The organism is Pseudothioclava alba (genome assembly GCF_033100795.1).
Taxonomy (GTDB): Bacteria; Pseudomonadota; Alphaproteobacteria; order Rhodobacterales; family Rhodobacteraceae; genus Pseudothioclava.
In genome coordinates, this window is sequence record NZ_JAWLVI010000001.1 from 806,140 (window position 1) to 824,622 (window position 18,483).

The 18,483-nt window shown below is 62.1% G+C and carries 16 protein-coding genes; 10 read left to right on the forward strand and 6 right to left on the reverse strand.

The genetic code is table 11. The features are described from left to right. The first annotated feature begins 99 nt into the window (after positions 1-99). Positions 100-306 (forward strand): hypothetical protein, encoded by a 207-nt coding sequence (locus RYZ20_RS03915; protein ID WP_317670557.1) that lies wholly within the window; start codon positions 100-102, stop codon positions 304-306. A gap of 132 nt (positions 307-438) precedes the next feature. Here RYZ20_RS03915 and RYZ20_RS03920 read toward each other — a convergent pair whose 3' ends face one another. Continuing rightward, positions 439-1,026 carry a response regulator transcription factor gene (locus RYZ20_RS03920; RefSeq protein ID WP_317670558.1) on the reverse strand — a complete coding sequence of 196 codons (588 nt, stop codon included), beginning with the start codon at positions 1,024-1,026 and terminating at the stop codon, positions 439-441. A 245-nt stretch (positions 1,027-1,271) separates the two neighbouring features. On the opposite strand from RYZ20_RS03920, the gene RYZ20_RS03925 reads away from it, so the two are divergent. Continuing rightward, on the forward strand, positions 1,272-1,778 hold the full coding sequence (locus RYZ20_RS03925) for a putative pterin-binding protein (RefSeq protein ID WP_317670559.1): 507 nt from the start codon (positions 1,272-1,274) through the stop codon (positions 1,776-1,778). Positions 1,779-1,796: 18 nt separating this feature from the next. Further along, a complete protein-coding gene (locus tag RYZ20_RS03930; protein WP_317670560.1) occupies positions 1,797-4,409 on the forward strand; it encodes a hybrid sensor histidine kinase/response regulator in 2,613 nt (870 codons plus the stop codon). Positions 4,410-4,741: 332 nt separating this feature from the next. On the opposite strand, the gene RYZ20_RS03935 is transcribed toward RYZ20_RS03930, so the two are convergent. Next, positions 4,742-5,341, reverse strand: a complete 600-nt coding sequence (locus RYZ20_RS03935; protein WP_317670562.1) for a hypothetical protein — start codon at positions 5,339-5,341, stop codon at positions 4,742-4,744. 258 nt (positions 5,342-5,599) lie between these two features. Here RYZ20_RS03935 and RYZ20_RS03940 point away from each other — a divergent pair, with 258 nt between their 5' ends. Beyond that, complete coding sequence (locus tag RYZ20_RS03940) at positions 5,600-5,731, forward strand: hypothetical protein (RefSeq protein WP_317670564.1); 132 nt, start codon at positions 5,600-5,602, stop codon at positions 5,729-5,731. A gap of 296 nt (positions 5,732-6,027) precedes the next feature. On the opposite strand, the gene RYZ20_RS03945 is transcribed toward RYZ20_RS03940, so the two are convergent. Together RYZ20_RS03945 and RYZ20_RS03950 are read right to left on the reverse strand one after the other, a co-directional pair. Then, entirely contained in the window at positions 6,028-8,541 is a 2,514-nt protein-coding gene (locus RYZ20_RS03945; RefSeq protein ID WP_317670566.1) for a PAS domain S-box protein, read from the reverse strand. Between the two features lie 10 nt (positions 8,542-8,551). Continuing rightward, entirely contained in the window at positions 8,552-9,070 is a 519-nt protein-coding gene (locus tag RYZ20_RS03950) for a hypothetical protein (RefSeq protein ID WP_317670568.1), read from the reverse strand. A gap of 263 nt (positions 9,071-9,333) precedes the next feature. Here RYZ20_RS03950 and RYZ20_RS03955 point away from each other — a divergent pair, with 263 nt between their 5' ends. The 6 genes from RYZ20_RS03955 to selD all read left to right on the forward strand — a co-directional run bounded on the left by RYZ20_RS03955 (position 9,334) and on the right by selD (position 15,982). Continuing rightward, the gene (locus RYZ20_RS03955; RefSeq protein ID WP_317670571.1) at positions 9,334-9,999 is read left to right on the forward strand and encodes a response regulator transcription factor; all 666 of its coding nucleotides are present in this window, start codon (positions 9,334-9,336) and stop codon (positions 9,997-9,999) included. 94 nt (positions 10,000-10,093) lie between these two features. Further along, entirely contained in the window at positions 10,094-10,729 is a 636-nt protein-coding gene (locus RYZ20_RS03960; RefSeq protein WP_317670573.1) for a CerR family C-terminal domain-containing protein, read from the forward strand. Next, positions 10,726-11,676 (forward strand): HlyD family secretion protein, encoded by a 951-nt coding sequence (locus tag RYZ20_RS03965; protein WP_317670575.1) that lies wholly within the window; start codon positions 10,726-10,728, stop codon positions 11,674-11,676. The genes RYZ20_RS03960 and RYZ20_RS03965 overlap by 4 nt, the downstream gene beginning before the upstream one ends. Then, positions 11,673-12,599: an ABC transporter ATP-binding protein gene (locus RYZ20_RS03970; RefSeq protein WP_317670577.1), complete on the forward strand. Its 927-nt coding sequence runs from the start codon at positions 11,673-11,675 to the stop codon at positions 12,597-12,599. Before RYZ20_RS03965 ends, RYZ20_RS03970 begins: the two co-directional genes overlap by 4 nt. After that, positions 12,596-13,729 (forward strand): ABC transporter permease, encoded by a 1,134-nt coding sequence (locus tag RYZ20_RS03975; protein ID WP_317670579.1) that lies wholly within the window; start codon positions 12,596-12,598, stop codon positions 13,727-13,729. Before RYZ20_RS03970 ends, RYZ20_RS03975 begins: the two co-directional genes overlap by 4 nt. 72 nt (positions 13,730-13,801) lie before the next feature. Then, positions 13,802-15,982: a selenide, water dikinase SelD gene (gene selD, locus RYZ20_RS03980; RefSeq protein ID WP_317670581.1), complete on the forward strand. Its 2,181-nt coding sequence runs from the start codon at positions 13,802-13,804 to the stop codon at positions 15,980-15,982. On the opposite strand, the gene mnmH is transcribed toward selD, so the two are convergent. Both mnmH and RYZ20_RS03990 read right to left on the reverse strand, forming a co-directional pair. Then, a complete protein-coding gene (mnmH, locus tag RYZ20_RS03985) occupies positions 15,969-17,003 on the reverse strand; it encodes a tRNA 2-selenouridine(34) synthase MnmH (RefSeq protein WP_317670583.1) in 1,035 nt (344 codons plus the stop codon). The genes selD and mnmH overlap by 14 nt on opposite strands. 64 nt (positions 17,004-17,067) lie before the next feature. After that, the gene (locus RYZ20_RS03990; RefSeq protein WP_317670585.1) at positions 17,068-18,393 is read right to left on the reverse strand and encodes a serine hydroxymethyltransferase; all 1,326 of its coding nucleotides are present in this window, start codon (positions 18,391-18,393) and stop codon (positions 17,068-17,070) included. Positions 18,394-18,483 lie beyond the last annotated feature (90 nt).

Here is an 18,483-nt window from a genome sequence, read left to right on the forward strand (position 1 = left end):
ATCTCTTTTGCGAACAAATCATACCGTATTGCACCAAAGAAAATCCTACTCCGAAAGGTTAACCTGCATTCATAGTGATTGAGTGTGGAGTGCAAGACGATGACGAAGCAAAACCAGAATAATGACTGGATTGTTGACGTGCTAGTCGAGCTTCAAGGGTATTGCGACGCGAAGGGCATGTCAGCAGCGGCCGCGAGATTGGTGGAAACCATCTCGGAGATCAGGCCGCATGTGGGACAGGAACTCCGAACCTCCAATATCATCCACCTGATCCCGACGCCGCGTCGAGAAACTCTGCACGGCTAAAGAATAGAGATCCAGCCGTGGCGCCCACCTGCCCCACCTGCGCTCGGTTGGTTGCCTGCAACCCTGCGGCTTTGCTTCGGCAAGGTCGCAGGGGGCAGGTGTGAAATCAGAAACAGATCAGAACCACTCGTGCTAGCGCGCGATCATTGCGGCCTGCGTGCGATTGCGCGCGTCGATCTTGCGGCACAAGGTGCGCACATGCAGCTTGACCGTCACCTCTTGCAGGTCCAGCTCGCGCGCGATTTCCTTGTTGGTCTTGCCTTCGCAAATTCCGCGCAAAACCGCGATTTCGCGCTGCGTCAGGCCGCCGATTTCAGGCGTCGCTTCTTGCTTGATAAATTCGAACGGAGCGAACACCGCCCCCGAGGCCATCAGCGTCACCGCCCCGATAATCGACTTGGCCGGAAGGGTTTTCGGCACAAAGCCGATTGCTCCGTGGTCGATCGCCTCGCGCGCGACCGAAGGCTTGGCCATCCCCGAAATAATCGCGACGGGCAGTGCCGGATAGTTGCGCCGCATATCCGCCAGCCCTTTCAGGCCATGCATACCGGGCATATCGTAATCCAGAAGGACAAGGTCAATGTCACCTTGCTCGCGAACCATCTTGAAAGCGTCGTCGAAATTACCCGCTGTCACGACCTCTTCGCATCCACCGTTGCGCAACAGCGCGGCAATAGCATCCCGGACCAGATCATGGTCGTCGGCGATCAGAAGCTTCATTCTCTCTCCTCGGCGGCGCGCTACGGGAGCATTCCCACCTTTTGGATTAGGGCAATACGCCCTTCGATTGCAAGGAGTTCCTCTCCAATCGGTTATGGCATTACCGCCCAAATCGACGACAAATAAACCCGAAACCCATATTTATCTATCCTTTAGGATATTTGAATACCCTTTTGCCACAAAGCGTATCGCCCGTGGATATGCCAAACATAAACATCTGATGTCTGTTTTGGGGAGTAACCATCATGCGCGTTCTTACATCCGCACTTCTTTCTGTAGCCCTGCTGCTACCGTTTTCGGCCACTGCTGAGCCTCTCGCTCAGCCGGGCGATACGCCGGTGCTGACTGTGTCGGGCGATTTTTCCAATCAAAACAGTGACAACGCAGCAATATTCGACATGGAAATGCTGCAGGCTCTGCCGCAAAGCTCGTTCACGACCACGACCATCTGGACCGACGGCCCGCAAGAATTTACCGGCGTCAAGGTCGATGATCTGCTGCGCGACCTCGGAATCAGTGCCGGAAGCGTGAAAGTCACCGCAATCAACGATTACGCGGTTGAGATTCCGGTTGCGGAGCTTTTGGGAAGCGAGGCGCTTCTCGCCTATCTGCGCAACGGCGAGGCAATGTCTATCCGCGACAAGGGGCCGCTTTGGCTGGTTTATCCCTATGATGCGGATGACAAGTTCCGCAATGAGGTCATATACTCGCGTAGTGTGTGGCAGGTTGATCGGATTATCCTGTCCGAGTAACCCCACGGAGCCCCATAGATGGCCCCATCTGAAGATATGTCACGGCACGGCAACGCTCGCAGGCTTGCGAGCGTTTCTTGGGTAATTCTGCTTCTTTTCGGGCTGACCGCCGCGATCTTGGGCATTTTCCGCTATTCGGTCGAGGTCAAGCAGGAAATCGACACTTTGGCGATAGCCAACTCGGACTCGCTGCAATGGGCTCTGGCGCAGTTCGAAGTCGAATATGGCCAGCTTCGGATCGCGACGCTCAAGACGGATGCGGAGAATCGCGCTTCGCTTCAGGAGTTTTCGCGCAGGTTCGACATCTTCTATTCGCGCGTCCACACGGTTCTGGACGGGCGCGGTTATGACGAGGTGATTGCCAATACAGGCGTCAAGGACGATGTCGTTGCGGTCGAGGCATTTACCGTCGACGCTGCAAAAATCATTGATGCTGGCCCCGCCCCCCTGATCGCGGCGCTGCCCGAGCTTGCGCAGCGGTTGGAGACACTGGCCCCTTCGGTGCGGGCAATTTCGCTTCAAGGCGTGCGCGAATTCACCTCCGAGGCCAAACGGCAACGCGAGCGGGTATTTTTCGCGCTTGTCCGTCTGGCGGTTCTGACTTCGGCCTTGCTGGCGGCCCTTTCTGCGGGGCTTCTGGCGATGTGGTGGCTGTGGCAGTTCGGGCTGCGTCAGGCACGTTCGCAAAAGGCGTCGAAAGCCCGCCTCGAAGCGGTGATTGACACCTCGCTCGACGCGGTGATCGTGATTGACCAGAAAGGCATTGTCACCGAGTTCAATGGCGCGGCCGAAAATATCTTCGGCTATAGCCACGACGAAGCGATCGGCCACAAGCTCTCCGAGCTGATCATCCCTGACCATCTGGTTGCCGCGCACGATGCGGGAATGCGCCGTTACGCGCGCACCCAAGAGACGCGGATCATCGGGCACGGGCTGATCGAACTGGAAGCAAAGCGCAAGGACGGTTCGCTGTTCTCGGCCGAACTCTCGGTCTCCTCGACGCGGATCGGCCCCGATGACTATTTCGTCTCCTATTTGCGTGATATTACCGCCCGTGTCGCCGCCGAGCAGGAGCTGATCAACGCGCGCGACAAGGCGATGGAAGGGCAGCGCGCCAAAGCCGCCTTTGTCGCCGTGATGAGCCACGAGATGCGCACGCCGCTGAACGGATTGCTTGGCACGCTCGACATCCTGCGCGAAACCCGCCTGACCAATGAGCAACGCCGTTTTGTCCACGCGATGGAGCAGGCCGGACATATCCTGTTGCAGCATGTGAATGACGTGCTCGATATGGAGCGGCTGGACGCGGGCAAGCTATCGTTCGCCCATGTCGGCTTCGACCCGGGCACGCTGGCCACGCAGATCATCGAGGCGCAGCGAAACGAGGCGGCCGCGCGCGGTAACAAGCTGGAATACGAGATCGTGGGCGACCATCCGGGCCATGTCATCGGCGACCCGATGCGTATCCGCCAGGTGCTGTTGAACCTTGTCGGCAACGCGATCAAGTTTACCACTCAGGGCACGATCCGTATCGAGATCGAATATTACGGCGCGCAATCCGAGCTGGAATTCCGGGTTATCGACTCGGGGATCGGGATTTCGCACACGGATGCAGAGCGCATCTTCGACGATTTTGTCACGCTCGACCCCGACCAATCCCGCAGCCAGACCGGAACCGGGCTCGGTCTGGGGATCGCGCGGCGCCTTGTGCACGCGATGGGGGGGGCTATCGGCGTCGAAAGCGAGCCTGACGACGGCTCGGTCTTCTGGTTCTCGCTCCCGGCGAACAGGGCTACCGGGGTCAAGGCTCCCACCCCGCCCGAGGCATCCGCCCTGCAAGACGGCCTTGGAAAGGCTCCCTCTTTCGACATTCTCGTTGTCGAGGATAACGACATCAATCGCGTCGTTCTCTGCGAGATGTTGCGCCGCGCGGGCCACACCTCCTTCGAGGCCCGCACCGGACGCGAGGGCGTCGAGCTGGCCAACACACGCCCCTTCGACGCGATCCTCATGGATCTCAACATGCCCGAAATGAACGGGATCGAGGCAACGCAGACCATTCGCAACGCTCCGGGGCCGAACCAGCGCACCGCGATCATTGCCATCACCGCGAATATCCTGCCCGAAGCCCGGGCCGAGCTGGAACAGGCCGGTGTCGGGCTGGTGGTTTCCAAGCCGATCAGCCGCAAAGCGCTGGAGAAAGCCCTGCACGACGCGCTGCGCCCGCAGAACAGGGTCCCGATGCCCAAGACACCGATTGCGGCCTCCGGCGATGAAACGATAGCAGATCTCGCGGCCGCCCTTGGGTCCGAGAAATTCCGTCAGGTTTGCGAGAAATTCGTGACCGAAGGCGAGCTGCATATCGCAACCCTGAAAAAGACGCTTGAGGACGGCGATCTGCAAACCCACGCGAGCATCGCTCACAAGTTCTCCGGCGCTGCCGCCCTGATGGGGTTGGAGCTCCTCCATATGGCGTTAAAACATCAGGAAAACCTCTCACGCGAAGGCGATATGGAAGCCGCGCTCGAAGGCTACGACGAGGTGACTGAAACCTGGGTGGACGCTGCCAAGCGGGTAAATAATATCATGGACGCCTCGGACGCAACCGGGCATACGGCCCAATCGGCCTGATCGCCGGTGGCCTCCACGTCGCATCTGACCGCTCTAAACGCCCACGGTCGTGCCCCGGACAACTGCCAGAACATGCGCACAACTGCTGGAACTTCTTCGGTGTGCCGCGCCCCTTCAGGACAAGGAGCTAGCGCGAGCGGGATCTATATCGCCGACTGATCCGCATCGCCATGGAGAGCAGGAAAAACAACAGCCCCCCCGCGAAAGCATAGATCAACAGCCCGAATGCCAGATCACCGCCCATGCGTATCGCTACCGTTCCGGCCAATGCCCCGACGACCACCGAAACGCTTAAAGAAAACACAAACCACACAGTCGCACCAAGCATTCTATCAGGCATCTGCCCCAAGATCTTCGACGCGCAATTGCCAGGCCTGATTGTTCAGCTCGGCCTCCACCATCGCCAGTTCGAGATTGGCAAACGAGCAGGGTAGCCGCAAACATGCGTCCGCGAGCGGGAGCCTTTCCTTGCCGAACTCGTGGCGCAAGAAGTCGTGCGAGAGCAGGATAACCATGATGTCTGGGCGGTGCTTGCGCAGGCGCAAGATGTCGTCACATGCCTCGACGATGCCACCAAGAGCGTCGACATCAATCAGCGCGTAGCTGCCTTCGGGCGCATACCACAGCCGGTCGCGCGGCGAGACCGAGCGGCATGTCACTGTCTCTCCGCCCTGCCAGACCAGCCAGCCAAGCACCGTCTGCATGAATGGCGAGTCGCTCGCGACGACATAGATGGATTGCTCAAGATCAAGGTCCAGCGCGTGCATCCGGGGCATCACTTCGCGGGTGAGGCGCGTATCTGTGATTGCGGGAGTGCGATCATCGGGGCCGATAGCGTCAACAAACCGGCGCGAAACATCGCCCATGCGCCGCAGCAGGGTCTCGAAGAGATCCTCCGTCGCCGCATCCTTGTTCAGGTTTACCCAAGCCATCATTACGCTCCGTTATCCTTTGTTTAAGGTTACGGCCCGGTAACCCTTCTCTTCAACGTATCGTTGGGAAGGGCCGTAAATCTTTAGTATACCAATGTCGCCTAAAGGATTATCGCAATATACATTCATGCGTAAAACCCACCTTTGGCTCAGGTTTGTAACAGGTTCCCCTGCCCCGAGCTTTCACGCCGGGGCCGCTCACCAGATCCGTTTCCATGCGCGACTTTGTCGCCTGGATGGTCGAGATTTTCGCCTATCTTGCACGACAACACGCTTCAGACCGAGTGCGAATACGAGGCACAATGGGTTATGGCCGAGCGCGACCGCCTTGGGCTGATCTCCGGCAATCTTGTGCCAAACGCGGTCAAATATACGCCGAGGGAAGGGTAACGCTGCGCCTGACCTCTCGGGCCGGAGAGGACCGCTCGGGGCGACGGCAACTCGAGGTCAAGGATACCGGCCAGGGCATCCCGGAAAGGCACGCGCAAGGATTTCAAGCCCCTGGTCTGTCTTGCAAGTGAAACCGGCACCAGCGAAACGGGGATAGGGCTGACGGTGACACGCCCCCTTGTCCCGGCAATGAAGGGGACAATCCAGATATTTCACCGCCTGGGCGGGGAGGCAGCTTTCCGCGTTGGATCAAGCCTGCCTGCGGCGCGGCAGGGGGACGCTGCGTCGAGACCCGATCAAAGGGTCTCGGGAAGGGTCGCCAGCAAAACCTCGCTCTCGGCAATGGCCGCATCTATCGACGCCTGCGACCCGTTCACCGCAGCCTCTTCAAGCCGACAAAGAACCGTGCGCAACTCTTTGGCGCCCAAGACAGCCGCGCCGCCCGCACAACGATGCGCAAGGAAGCTCAGTTTCGAGCGGTTCTCGCGGCCACCGGCCTGCGCGAAATCAAGCAACTCGCGGCATTCGTTGCGGAACTCGGCCAGAAGGGTGGCGGCGCGTTTCTCGCCCATAACCTCGATCAGCTCGGCCTTGATGTCGGTCTCTCCCTCCGAGGGATCAGACCCGATATGGCCGCTCATTCGCGCGCCGGGCACGGCCTCGCTCAGGATTTCGGCCAGCATTTCAAGACTGACAGGCTTGAGCAGAAGGTGCCCGATGCTGGCTGCCATGATCCGTTCCTTGTCGCCGGGCAGCATATTCGCCGTTACGATAATCACCGCGCTGTCGTTCGAGGCACCGGCCGCACGGATTTCCTGCGTCGCGTCCAGCCCGTCGACCTCGGGCATATTCAGATCCATCAGGATCACATCATAGCGCGAGTCGCGCGCCAGACGGATTGCCTCACGCCCGCCGGCGGCCTCTTCCGCGTGATGGCCCAAGAGCCGCACCATCCGCGCGATCAGGCTCCTGTTGATCGGGTGGTCATCGACGACCAGCACCCGCAGTTCGCGCGGGCGGCGCGCGTCAGGGGGCGAGAGCATCGACTGATCGAGCTCGACCGGAATTTCGAACCAGAACACGCTGCCTTCGCCAACGATACTGGCCAGTCCCGCGATCCCCTGCATCGCATCCACCGCGCGGCGCACGATCGACAATCCAAGCCCGATGCCATGCGCGCTGGCCAGAGGCGACCCGAGCGAGACGAACTCCTCGAAAATCTCGTCCTGCTCTTCCTCGCTCAGCCCGACGCCCTGATCCTCGATCTCGACACGCAGGCGTCCGGTTTCGGTCAGCATAAGCCGGATTTCGACCAGCCCCTCCTCGGAATAGTTGATCGCGTTGCTCAGCAGATGCCAGATCGCCTGCCGGAAGGCGACCGGCATACCCCGCAGCGTCAGCGGCAGCCGGAGCTGGTTGCTTAACCGCAAGTCCAACCCGCGCACCCGCGCCGATGGCAGGAAGCTGGAAATCGCGTCATTGATGGTTTTGACCGGGTCGAAAAACTGCGGCTCGCGATGCAGCTTTTGCATATCGTATTCGTTGAATTCACTGACGAATTCGATCTTGTCCAAGGCGGTTTGCGCCGCCTCGCTGGCCGTATTCAGGATTTCCTGCGTCTCGTCCGAGTCGAGCTCGCGCTTGAGCAGATCCAGCGTGCCGACGATGCTTTGCAAAGGCGTGCGCAGCTCGTGGCTGACCGAGGCGACAAAGCGCGTCTTGTCCTGCGCTTCACGCCGCGCGCGTCGCCGGTCCTGCCGCAGGCGACGCTGTTCCGCGACCATCTGCGTGACATCACGCGCGAACCCGATATAGATCGGCACCCCTTCCGCATCGATTTCGGAAATCACGGAAATCTCGACGGGGATGATCTCGCCATCGCGGCGGCGTGCGAGGTTGCGGATCAGGCCGCGGTCGGTGACACGGCGCAATAGCTCCGAGCTTTCGCGCCGCACATCCGGCCCGTAGCGCCGCATGAAGAGCTGCGAGATATAGCCTCCTACCGCCTCTTCGCGGGTATAGCCGAAGATCCGTTCGGCCGCGCGGTTGAAGCGCACGACCCGCCCGTTCTGGTCGGTGATGACAATCGCGTCGATCGAAGCCTCGGAGGCGGCCTGCAACATCTCGCCCATCTGGAAGAACTGTTCGCTGCGGCGGATGGTGTCGCGGAACGAGCGCCCCAGAAGCACCACGAGCCCCGCCAGCATGACCAGCACAAGGAAGCTGAGCATCACAAACTCGCCGATCAGATCCTCGCGCGCCAGCCGGTCTGAACGGCTTTTGTCGTTGATCTCGGTCAGGGCATCGACGACCACGCCGCGAATGTCGGGAGCAACCTCACGCAGCGCGCTCTGGAGCTCGCGCAGCTGCCCGACATCCCCGACCTCAAGCGCATCGACCACAGGGGTTGCCGCCTGCAGATTCCGGCCTATCCGGGCAAGCTGCTCGTTGATCGCCCGCTTTTCCACCAGACCGGCGCCGAAATCATGCAGATACGACTGCATCAGGTAGAAACGGTTGAAATAGACGTCAAAGCTGGTCTGGAACCGGGAGAGTTGCGCCGGTCCGAATTCTTCCGCAGCGATGATGTCGCCCGAGGTCAGCAGCAGGTTTTTATAGTCGCTCTCAAGCTCGGCTACCATCCATGTCGAGTTCTCGAGCTGCGTATAGCGCAGGTCGTTCGAGCCTTTGAGCACAACGAATGTCTGCAACACGAGCGCCACGAAACAGGGCACGACAAAAACAGCGGCAACAATCAGCCGCTGGCTGATCCGGGAGCGTTCGGTCTTGTATTCCTGGGTCCCTACCATGAGAGGATCGTTACTCCGGTTCAATTTTCAGCTCGATCAGTTGCCCGACACTTCCCGCGATCAAATCATGCGCAGTATGCGCCAGAGCGGTGTCGTAAGGGTAAACGATCCAGAAGGGTCCACCCTTGCGCAGGCCAAAGACCTCGCCGTCGATCCGCGTCGCGATGATCGGCGCCTCCCCCCAGATGTCGTCGTCCCTCAGGATCGAGCGGTAATCCGTGATCGAGCGCGCAACCACCCGCTTGGCGCGCGGCACGCCGGATGCCTCGATCACCGTTTGCAAGGTTGGCCCCGAATAGGCGTGTTCCTCGGTCGACCAGAGGTTGCGGCTGGCAAAACTGACCTGCGGCAACCGGTCCAGCTCGGCACGCGTCAGAACATGACGCGCGGTTTTTGCCGCATCCGGCCCCGCGACCATCACCACAAGCTCGGGATTGGCGGGCGGCAACAGATGATCGGCATGAGCAAAACCGGCCGCGAAAGCAGCCCCTAACAGGGTGAAAAACACGCGAGACACATACGCCGTCATCAACCTTCTACGCCCCAATACATTTCAGAAGGGCGCGGATTGATCCGCTAGCCCACCTGCCTTACCCTGTATGAAATGTGTAAATGCACCCTTATTTCGGGCAAGGTATCTTAAGATATTAACGGTCTCTTAAGTATAGTTCTGCTTACCTTATAAACTCTTAAGTATAGACAGGTTGAAATGAACTCATCTGGCGGTTTAGATCGAAAGATAGGGGCGATTGGTTTGAAAGACCTGAAGAAATGGTAAACCGGATAACAGCTATGCCCGATATGGTGCCAGAAACGCCGAACAAGAAAATTCAGGTCCTGATCGCTGACGACCATCAGCTGATGGGGGACGCGGTCGCGACCATTCTGGAAGAAGGCAACGACTTTCATGTGCAGGTCGTCGAAACCTTCGACAGCGTGATCGAAGCGATCGAGCAGGGCAAGAGTTTCGACATCATCCTGCTGGATGTCCTGATGCCCGGCATGTCGGGGCTGGACTCGGTCCGGCGCCTGCTGGATCTGGCGCAGGATACCGCGGTGGTCATCTTCTCGGGCAATGCGCTGCCCGACTTCGTGATGTCCGCGATCGAGATGGGGGCGCGCGGCTATATCCCGAAAACCCTGCCGCTCAAATCTCTGGCCGCCGCGCTGCGCCTGGTGAACTCGGGGCAGGTGTTCCTGCCGGTCAGCCTGATGAGCTCGCCCAATGTCGGCGGGCGCGGTTTGCCCGGTCGCAGCAACAAGCAAAGCGCGCTTTCGACGCAAGAGACCAACCTGCTGGGCCTTGTCGCGGCGGGCAAAACCAACAAGCAGATCGCGCGCGAGGTCGGCCTGAGCGAAGTGACGGTCAAGATGCACATGCGCTCGATTTTCGCGAAACTCGGCGCGAACAACCGCACCCATGCGGTGATGATTGCGCAGGCGCGCCACATTCTTTGATACATCGGGCCTGCCCCGCGTGAAGCCACCGCAGATTTGCGGTGGCTTTTTTGTTGCGCTGGACTTTAATCAATCGTTTGATTAAGATTACTGCATGACGCCGCAAACACCACAAGACACCCGCTCACGGCTGATCCGCGCTGGCCTGAACCTTTTTGGCCATAAGGGGTTCGAGGCAACCTCGACGCGCGACCTTGCCGCGATGGCTGATACGAATATCGCCTCGATCGCCTATCATTTCGGCAGCAAAGCGGGGTTGCGGACGGCCTGCGCGGCAGAGGTCGGCGCGCGGGTATCGCAGGCGGTGGGCGACCCTGCCCCCCTGCCCGATCTGACCGCCCCCGAGGCGCGCACCCGGCTTGAGGCGCTGGTCCGCGCCTTTGTGTCCTTCATGGCGACCTCCCCCGCCGCCGAAGACCTTGTCGCCTTCATGCTGCGCGAGTTGATGGAGCCGGGCGCCGTGTCAGATCAGCTTTACGCCGAGTTCTTCGAGCCCAAACACCGGCAGATCTGTGCGCTTTGGGCCGCCGCCACCGGCCGCCCGCCCGAGAGCGACGAGATTCGCCTGACCGCATTTTCGCTGATCGGGCAAGCCGCCTATTTCCGCATCGCGCGCCCTTTTGTGACCAAGCGTCTTGGCTGGGCCACCATCGGTCCGCCCGAGGCCGAAGCGATCATCGCGGTGCTGACCGCCAACCTTCATGCCATGCTTGAGCGGAGCCAAAAATGAGCGCCCTGATCTGTTCTCTTCCCGGCCTGAGCCTTCTGTTCTCGGCCTGCCTGCCCCCTGCCCCTTTCGCGACCGGCTATGTCGAGGGCGAATATACCCGCATCGCCCCTGTCGCGACCGCGCGGATTGCACAAATGCAGGTCGCGCGCGGTGACAGGGTTGCGGCGGGCGCGGCGCTCTTCACGCTGGAGCAGCGCGACGCGGAAATCACGCTTTCCGAAGCCGAAGCCGCGCTCGCCAAGGCCGAAAGCACGCTGGCCAACCTGCAAGAAGGCAAGCGCCCCGAGGAAATCCGCGCGCTCGAGGCCGCGCTTTCATCGGCGCGCGCCTTTGCGACCGAGGCCACGCGCACCCGCGACCGGATCGTCAACCTTGCCGAACGCGGTGCCGCGACCGAGGCACAGCGCGACGACGCCGTGACCGCCGCCGAGGTCGCCCAGGCCAAGCTGGCCGAGGCCGAGGCACTTTTGGCGGTTGCCCGCCTGCCCGCCCGCGCGCAGGAGATCGCCGCCGCCCGCGCCGCCGTCGAGGGCGCCCATGCCGCGCGCGATCTGGCCCGCTGGCACCTTGAACAACGCGCGCTAACTGCCCCTGCTGCAGGGATAATTCATGATGTGATCCGATCAGCCGGCGAGATCGCTGGCCCCGCCGCGCCCGCGCTGACGCTTTTGCCCGATGGTGCCGTGAAGCTGCGTCTTTATGTGCCCGAAACCGAGATAGCGCAGATCCGCACGGGCAACATTCTGGCCGTGCATTGCGACAATTGCTCCGACGGGCTGTCGGCCCGCGTGAGCTATGTCTCGAACGCGCCCGAGTTCACGCCGCCGGTGATCTACTCGCTCGAGAACCGCCAAAAACTGGTTTATCTGGTCGAGGCCGTGCCGACCACGCCAGACGGGTTGAAACCCGGCCAGATTGTCGATGTCGCCCTTGGAGACGCGCAATGACCGAAGCCCCGGCCATCACGGTTCGCGGCCTGACCAAGCGTTTCGGCGCGCGCACGGTTGTTGACGACGTCTCGCTTGAGGTGGCGCGCGGCGAGATCGCGGGGTTTCTGGGGCCGAACGGATCGGGCAAGACAACGACGATCCGGCTGATGTGCGGGCTTCTGACGCCCGACGCGGGCGAGGGTCGCGTTCTGGGCTATGACATCTTGCGCGAAAGCATCGCGATCAAGCGCGAGATCGGCTATATGACGCAGCGGTTTTCGTTTTATGAAGACCTGACAATCGAAGAGAATTTACGTTTTGTTGCGGGCCTTTACTCGCTGAAAGACGCCCGCACCGCGGTGCGCGAAACGCTAGAGGATCTGGGGCTTGCGTCCCGCCGCCATCAGCTTGCAGGCGCCCTTTCTGGCGGCTGGAAACAACGCCTTGCGCTGGCCGCCTGCATCATGCACCGCCCCCGCCTTCTGATGCTGGACGAACCGACCGCGGGCGTTGACCCAAAGGCGCGGCGCGATTTCTGGGATGAGATCCACCAGCTTGCCGCCGACGGGCTGACCGTGCTTGTTTCGACGCACTATATGGACGAGGCCGAGCGCTGCCACCGGATCAACTATATCTCTTATGGCAAGCTGGTTGCGCGCGGCACGGTGGACGAAGTGGTTAAAGGCGCGGGGCTTGTGACCTATGTTCTTGAAGGGCCAAGGCTGGCGCAGGCCGCGCGGGCCTTGCGCGGGCAAGCGGGTGTCGATCAGGTCGCGCCCTTTGGCAATTCGCTTCATGTGGTAGGGTCCGATGCGGCGGCTTTGCAAGCCACCGTCGCGCGCATAGCCCAAGAGACCGGCAACCGTTTCGACCCCACCCCCACCAGCCTTGAAGACGTGTTCATTCAGTTCATGGGCGCCTCGACGGATAATATGTCATGAGCCGGTTTTTCTCTTTCCGCCGCCTTGGCGCGCTTTTGTCAAAAGAGACGATCCAGATGCGCCGCGACCGCGTGACCTTCGCGATGATGCTGGGTATTCCGCTCATTCAGTTGATGCTGTTCGGCTTTGCCATCAACACCGACCCGAAAGAGCTACCCGCCGCCCTCGTCGCCCCCACGCAGGACCGCTACACCCGCGCGATCGTCTCGGCGCTGGAGCTGACGGGCTATTACCGCTTTGTCGCGCCTGATGCCGAAGCGGCCGAGGCCGAAAAGATGATGGCCGAGGGCGAGGTGTCTTTCGTCGTCACCGTGCCGTCCGATTTTGGCCGCCGCGTCGAGCTGGGCGACAATCCGACGATCCTGATCGAGGCCGATGCAACCGACCCCTCGGTCGCCTCGGGCGCGATTTCCACGCTTGGCACAGTTGCGGCCGATGCGCTGGCCCGCGAGACCGGCACGCGGCCAAGTGAGGAAGAACAGGCGAAAAAGCTGCAAATCACGGTGCACAAGCGCTATAACCCCGAAGGCATCACGCAATATAATATCGTGCCGGGGCTGTTGGGGGTGATCTTGCAGCTCACGCTGGTGATGATGACGGCGATGGCGCTCACCCGCGAAAGCGAGCGCGGCACGATGGAGAACCTCTTGTCGATGCCCGCCACGCCCTTCGAGATCATGCTGGGGAAAATCCTGCCCTATCTGGCGGTCGGCGCGGTGCAGTTGGTGGTGATCCTCGGTGCGGCGCGGGCGATTTTCCATGTGCCCTTTGTCGGCTCCTTGCCGCTGATCCTGTCGGGAGTGCTGATCTTCGTCCTCGCGCTGGTGATCCTTGGCTACCTGATTTCCACCGTCGCGCGCACGCAGATGCAGGCGATGCAGATGGCGTTCTTTTTCTTCCTTCCATCGCTGATGCTGTCGGGCTTCATGTTCCCGTTTCGCGGGATGCCCGCCTGGGCGCAAACCCTGGGCGAGATCTTTCCGCTCACGCATTTCCTGCGCCTGATCCGGGGCGTGATGCTGAAGGGCGCGGATCTTGGCGCGGTCTTCGGACCGATGTCGGCGCTGGTGATTTTCGTGCTGCTTTTGTCGGGCGCGGCCCTTTTGCGCTTCCGCCGGACGCTGGACTAATCAGCGCGCCCCCTTGGATTGGGGCGCGCAAATGGCGTATGGCTTTGGCATAGCGTGAAAAGGCCGATCCAGATGTTAGCACCCCTCCCCCTGACCCGTGATCTTGTTCTGATCGGAGGCGGCCATACCCACGCGCTGGTCGCCCGCATGTGGGGGATGGCGCCGGTTCAGGGTGTGCGTGTGACGATCATCAACCCCGGTCCGACGGCGCCCTATTCGGGGATGCTGCCCGGCCATATCGCGGGGCATTACACACGCGAGGAACTGGATATTGATCTGGTAAAACTCGCGCGGTTTGCAGGCGCGCGACTGATCCTTGGCGCGGCAACCGCGATTGACCCGATTGCGAAAACCGTCACCGTCGCAGGGCATGGCGCGGTCGAGTATGACATCGCCTCGATTGATGTGGGTATTCACGCGCAGATGCCCGCACTTAAGGGCTTTCCCGAACACGGGATTCCGGTCAAGCCGCTTGATACTTATGCCGCGCGCTGGCGCGGGTTTCTGGATCAGACCGCGCAAGGCGCTGCCCCACCCGAGGTTGCGGTCATCGGCGCGGGCATCGCGGGTGTTGAACTGGCACTGGCCAGCGCACATGCGCTGCACGCGCAAGGACATGTTCCGCGCGTAGCGCTGCTGGAGGCCGCCCCCGAGATCACCGCCAACAACCGCCAGACCACCGCGCGGGTGCTGGCCGCGCTGCACGCGGCGGGGGTTGAGGTCATCACTGCGGCGCGCGTTGCCGAAATTACCGCGACCCGCGTTCTCCTGACCGACGGGCGCACCATCCCCAGCCGCTTCACACTTGGCGCGGCGGGCAGCTTTGCGCATGGCTGGCTGGCGGGCTGCGGGCTGCCGCTGACCGATGACGGGTTTATTCGCGTCCGCCCCGATCTGCGGGTCGAGGGGTTTGATACGCTGTTCGCGGTGGGGGATTGCGCGCATCTGACCCACGCGCCGCGCCCGAAGGCGGGCGTTTACGCCGTGCGCGCAGCCCCGATTCTGTCGGACAACCTGATCGCGCTTTTGACGGGGGGCAAAACGCGCGCCTTCCATCCGCAAAAGGACTATCTGAAACTCGTCTCGCTTGGGCGCAAATCCGCCCTGGCCGAGAAATGGGGCATGACCTTTTCGGGCCCGCGCCTCTGGCGATGGAAAAACCGCATCGACCAGCGTTTCATGGAAATGTTCCGCACCCTGCCCGCGATGGAGCCCCCCGCCCCCAAAGGCCCCGTCGCCTATGCCCCCGAAGAGACCAGCCCCTTCAAGCCCCTGTGCGGCGGCTGCGGATCGAAGGTCGGCCCCGGCACATTGACCAGCGCGCTTGCCGCCCTGCCCCAAGGCACGCGCGCCGATGTGCTCTCTGGCCCGGGTGACGATGCGGCGATCCTGTCGATTGGCGGGCAGCAGCAGGTTCTGACGACCGACCATCTGCGCGCCTTCACCAATGATCCGGCGCTTCTGGCGCGCATCACCGCCATCCACGCGCTTGGCGACATCTGGGCGATGGGGGCCGCGCCACAAGCCGCGCTGCTATCGGTCACCCTGCCGCGCATGTCACAAGCGCTGCAAGCCCGCACCATGGCCGAGATTTTGCGCGAAACCGACACCGTTCTTCGCGCCACCGGGGCCGAGATCGTCGGCGGGCATTCAACCATGGGGGCCGAGATGACGATAGGCCTGACGCTGACGGGCCTTGCGCCCGATGCCCCCATTACAATCGCGGGCGCTGAGGCAGGCGACGCGCTGGTGCTGACGAAACCCATCGGCTCGGGCACCATTCTGGCCGCCGAGATGCAAGGCGCCGCCGACGGGCGCGATGTGGCGCGGCTGTTCCAAAGCATGACGCGCGCGCAGGGTGACGCGGCGACCCTTTTGGCTCCGCTCGCCCATGCGATGACCGATGTGACAGGCTTTGGCCTTGCGGGGCATCTGATGGCGATTTGCAACGCCTCGAGGCTGGCGGCGACCCTCGATCTGGAGGCAATTCCCACCTACGCGGGCGCGCTTGATCTGGCCGCGGCGGGGCATCGCTCGACCATCTATCCCGCCAACCTTGCCGCCGCGCCCGTCGAGGGGGCGGCCGGCCCGCGCGGTGTTTTGCTGCATGATCCGCAAACGGCAGGTGGCCTTCTGGCCGCGCTGCCTGCGGGTCACGCCGATGCGATTGTGGATCAGCTTCGCGCGATGGGGTTTAACGCCGCGCGGATCGGGAAACTGACTGCGGGCGCGCCTGCGATTAGCTGTCGCTAAGCAGACGCTCCGCCACGCGCGCCAGCGTCGCCTCGGACAGATCGGGCAAATCAAGCGGCACATGCGCGTCATGGCGGGTGATGCGGGCATAGCGCGGGTCGTAATGGAGCGCGACAAGCTCTGCCGCCAGAGCGGCATGATCGCCCGCCCCGGCCAGCGCACGCCATGCAGCGATCTGTTCGTGCCCGTGATAACGGATCAGCTTGGCCAGAATCGCATCCAGCGTCGCAGGTGCCCCGATCACATCGCGGTATTCCTCTAGCAGATGCCCGACGCGGGCCTCTATCGGCGCGGTGATGAAATAGCGCGGCGCGTCGATCATCACCTTCCACAGCGAGGGCGGCACCATCAGATTGCCGATCTTCGAGCTTTCCGCCTCGACAAACACGGGCCGCGCGGGATCAAGCCCGACCAGCGCCTGCGCCAGACGGCTTTCGAACATCTTTTGCGAAGGCTGGTGTTCGCTCATCGGCCCGAACAGCGAGCCGCGATGCTCGGCCATCGCCTCAAGGTCAAGGATCTGCCCGCCCGCCTTGGCAATCTGGTGCAAAAGCCGCGTCTTGGCGGTGCCCGTGTTGCCGTCGATCAGGATGACGGGAACAGGCCACGGGGTTTCATACAAAGCCTCACTGACCAGGCGGCGATAGGCGCGATAGCCGCCATCGACCAGATCCGCGCGCCAACCGATCTGTTTCAGGATCACAGTGAACGCGCCAGACCTCTGCCCGCCCCGCCAGCAATAGACCAAAGGTTTCCACCCGCCCGTGCGATCCGCGAGCGGCCCTTGCAGGTGGTCGGCCACATTGCGCGCCACATAGGCCGCGCCCAGTTTGCGCGCCAGAAACGGGTCTTCTTGCACATAGATCGTGCCGACCTCGGCGCGCTCGGCATCCGACAGGGACGGCAGGTTGATCGCACCGGGGATATGGTCCTCGGCGAATTCCGAGGGCGAGCGCGCGTCGATAATCTCGTCGAAAGGCAGATCGGCCAAAGCGCGCAGATCGGTCAGGGCAAAGGGCATAGGGCTTCCTTGGGGCGCGGGAGTGGCCCTTGGCATAGCCCCGATGCCCCAAAGGTTCCAGAGCCTATGCGCAATTGATGAAATGCAGCCGCCCGAAATGGCGACGCCATTCGGCGACCTCGGGGGCAAGGGTCTCAGGATCGGGCCACGTCAGCGCCTCGGCGATCAGACCGGCCATGCGCGGCGCATCCGCCGCCGTCATGCCCCAGCGGACCAGCTCGGGCGTGCCGATGCGCAACCCGTTCATATCGCCCGCGACCTCTGCCAGCGGCAAACCGATACCGCAGGCCAGAAACCCGGCCTTGCGCAGCGTTTTCGACGCCGCCTGCCCGCCGCCAAACCGCGCGGCCTCCAGCGCGAACTGGTGCGAGCGCGTGGCCTCTCCGCCCTGCCCTTTGAAGACCGGCATCCCGACCTCGTCCAGTGCCTCGGCCAGCGCCATCGAGACCGCCACCATTTCGGCCGCGTAATCCTCACCGTGATCGCGCCAATCAAGCATCGTCACCGCCAGAGCCGCCGATTTCGCAGCATCGAAATTCGCAGTCATGCCCGGAAAGGCAATCGCATCCAGCGCCTTGGCAATGTCTGCCTCATTCGTCACGATCAGCCCGCCCGCTGGCCCGCCAAGGCTTTTGTAGGTGCTCATCGTCATGAAATGCGCGCCCATCTTCAGCGGGTTCCCCCAAGCCTTGCCCGCGATCACGCCGCATTGGTGGGCCGCGTCGAACATCAGCTTCGCCCCGACCTCATCGGCAATCGCGCGCGCCTCGGCGACGGGGTGCTCGAACAGGTTCAGGCTCGCGCCGATGGTGATCAGCCTGGGGCGCTCGCGATGCGCCAGAGCGCGCAAGCCGTCAATATCAACGCTATAGCCATCCGCCGAAATCGGCGCAGACACCGTGCGCAGCCCGTAAAGCCCCGCGCAGCCCGCCCCGTGATGGGTCACATGCCCGCCGACAGACGCAGGCGGCGCTATGATCGTATCGCCCGGTTTGCAGGTCGCCATAAAGCCGTAAAGATTGGCAATCGCGCCCGAGGGCACCCGGATCTCGGCGTAATCGGCGTCAAACACCTCGGCACACAGCTCTGCGCAGATCACCTCGATCTCTTCGATCGCCTCAAGGCCCATTTCGTATTTGTCGCCCGGATAGCCAAGCGAGGGGCGCGACCCGATCCCCGAGGCCAGCAGCGCCTCGGCGCGCGGGTTCATCACATTGGTCGCGGGATTAAGGTTAAAGCACTCTTTTTCGTGAATTTCGCGGTTGTGCGCCGCCAGATTGCCGATCTGGGCCAGAATTGCATCGGACGGCTGCGTCGAAACCCTTGCTGCAATCCGCTGCACCAGAGTTTCGCACTGGTTTGGAACCCAATGCCGTTTCGCAAGACTCATCGTGGCGCCTCCTCTTTTCCCAAGGATTGCGCGTTTTCAGATGCTTCGCAAAGGCGAATTTTGCCGCAGGACTAAGGTCGTAGCCGCACA